Below are 2,174 nucleotides of genomic sequence, written 5' to 3'. Positions count from 1 at the left end.
CGCCTCTTTACTTCCGGTAAAACTGCTACGAGTGTCAGCCTGCCCAGATTGCACTTGAGTAGCCCCCAACCCGCACAACTGCCGGAATCGTCGCATGGCTTTAGACTTGGGAAGGCATTTAAACATCTCATCAAAGGGTACGATCCGAGTGAGCAGCCAGCCTCGTTCGCGGGAACCAAAACCGAACTTATCAAACACCCGGTGGTAACAATCAAATTCTGGAAGGTTCAGGTAGCCGAGCATCTCCTGCTCTACCATTGCCTCCGACTGATGCCACATACAAATCTGTTGGGCTAGTCGGGCAGTCACTACACTAATGCCAGTCCCTTCACCCGCCGCGATCGCTTTCGCGTATTCATTGTCAAACTTGGTTTTAACCCCTTTGGGAATTTCCCAACTACCTTGGGAAGTCCAGCCACAAGCCCAACCCCACCAAGCTGGCAGTTTGTCCGGATCTAGGCTCCCAGCTTCTCTTTTTACTTGAACTTTAGCCCTAGCTGGGAATTCATAGACCAGCCGCGACTTGGCTTGGTTTATGACTTGAGTGCGGCGCTTGGTAAAGGACTGAATATCTCTCAGGCATTGCTCAATTTTGGCAACCGCTGGCGGCCGCTCCCGTACCCAATACCTGCGATCATAATTGGTTTGGTAGTGCTGAAAGTAAGTAATCACCATGATGAGGGCATCATAGGGGTCAGATTTGTTGGAAGTTCCCCCATAGCTTTTCCGACTGTCTTTAATCATGGTTTGATCCGCTTTCAAGACTGGGATTCATTCCCGATGGAGAGAGTCAATCCAGAATTTGCTATAAGTTCCGGTCGGCTCTAATACCACGACAGACGGCTCCAAAGACACCAGAAACTGGATAGACTTCGCGTTCGCTTCCAGTTTTCGGTGACACTCAGCAAATGCTGGGGAGTCGAAAAAATCCCGCACGGCACCGGTTGGCATGGATTCCAGCCACACGGCATCGCACCACGACGAACTAACGTCAAGGCCTACTATTAAACTATTCATTTTTCCTGTTAAGTATGGTGGAAAATCACTCCCAAGAAGCTGTTACGGCTTTCGCCCATTCTATCCGGGGGAGTAAACTCGCTTCGACTGCTGGGGTTGGAACCCAGCTAGAAATGATTGCTGACTTCTGCCCCCAGTAAAAACTTGGGGAGGTTTCCCTCCCGTTTCCAGGTGGGGGGCTAGTCATCAATGCGGAGGGAATCACCCGGTTATCCGCGACTTCCCCCCAGCGGCGGGAGGAAGTTTCGTCCTTTACCGGTCAGGACTCATCAGGCGGTGAAATCTAGATCTTCTAATTCAGCAAGTGCATTTTCCAAGTCTGTAGAAATTCGCTCATGGCAGTAGTTAAGGTATGCTGCGTAACTGTCAACATCTTGGTATGGTTTAACGTTAGTGGCAAAATCGATAACTCTTAGATGAGCAATGGTGTTATCAATACTTGCCTTAGCTTTTAATAAACAGTCCATAAGCGAGGTTGCATCTACTGTCAAATCGACCCATTCGTAAGGGGAATGTTTATCCTCATTGTCGGGAAGATTCTCGCTGTAGTTGTTGGCTTCTACTTTCACAGCCCGTGCTAGCTGTTCCAAGTAGTTACTGATGTTTTCCCTGGTTAAGGGTTCATCGGGGTTCGGGACTTGGGCTTTTAACCACAAAGAGGAAACCTGTACGCTAATGTTTTCAATGGACTTTAAGACTTCCTCTTTTAGCTGTTTGGTGTATTGGGTTTGTGGGTTTTGCTGGTTTGTGCTAGTCATCATCAGAGCCTCCAATTTTTTCAATGAGTTGGGGAATGAGTTTCCCGGCTTCCTGGGTGTTGGTAACAAATTTCTCTAGTTTGTTGAGAAATTGCTTTTGGGCGTAAGGTTTAGTGAGTTTGTCGCTAAAGCAGTAGCTAAAAATCTGGTCGATGTCATAGTAAAGTTTCCTCACCATGTAGCTGATATCTAAGATTTCTTCCTTAAACCCTGGCAGTCGCCTCAATTGTTCGTCCAGATGGTCGCGGTCATTGGTCACAATTTTTTAGCCTCCTTTAATCCTTGAGTGGTTAGGTCTTTGATTAGTTGTAGATAACCAATCACTTCGGCTAGATGTTCTGGCTTTTCCCTCGAAAAACCATCAAGGCGAACATTAATCCTCTCGGCGTAATCTTCAAT

At 47.5% G+C, this 2,174-nt stretch carries 3 protein-coding genes and 1 pseudogene; all 4 read right to left on the bottom strand.

From position 1 onward, the window contains the following. A pseudogene (locus ACTIE0_RS23940) lies at positions 1–744 on the bottom strand (IS110 family transposase); the annotation flags it as partial. Positions 745–771: 27 nt separating this feature from the next. Further along, positions 772–951 (bottom strand): hypothetical protein, encoded by a 180-nt coding sequence (locus ACTIE0_RS23935; protein WP_228116463.1) that lies wholly within the window; start codon positions 949–951, stop codon positions 772–774. Positions 952–1,286: 335 nt separating this feature from the next. Continuing rightward, complete coding sequence (locus ACTIE0_RS23930; RefSeq protein ID WP_231296490.1) at positions 1,287–1,778, bottom strand: hypothetical protein; 492 nt, start codon at positions 1,776–1,778, stop codon at positions 1,287–1,289. Next, complete coding sequence (locus ACTIE0_RS23925) at positions 1,768–2,034, bottom strand: hypothetical protein (RefSeq protein WP_315641050.1); 267 nt, start codon at positions 2,032–2,034, stop codon at positions 1,768–1,770. Before ACTIE0_RS23925 ends, ACTIE0_RS23930 begins: the two co-directional genes overlap by 11 nt. Positions 2,035–2,174: the final 140 nt, after the last annotated feature.

This window comes from Limnospira sp. (assembly GCF_051859755.1).
Lineage (GTDB): Bacteria > Cyanobacteriota > Cyanobacteriia > Cyanobacteriales > Microcoleaceae > Limnospira > Limnospira fusiformis.
Note: the sequence above shows the minus strand (reverse complement) of the source record. Positions and strands in the feature narration are given on the sequence as shown.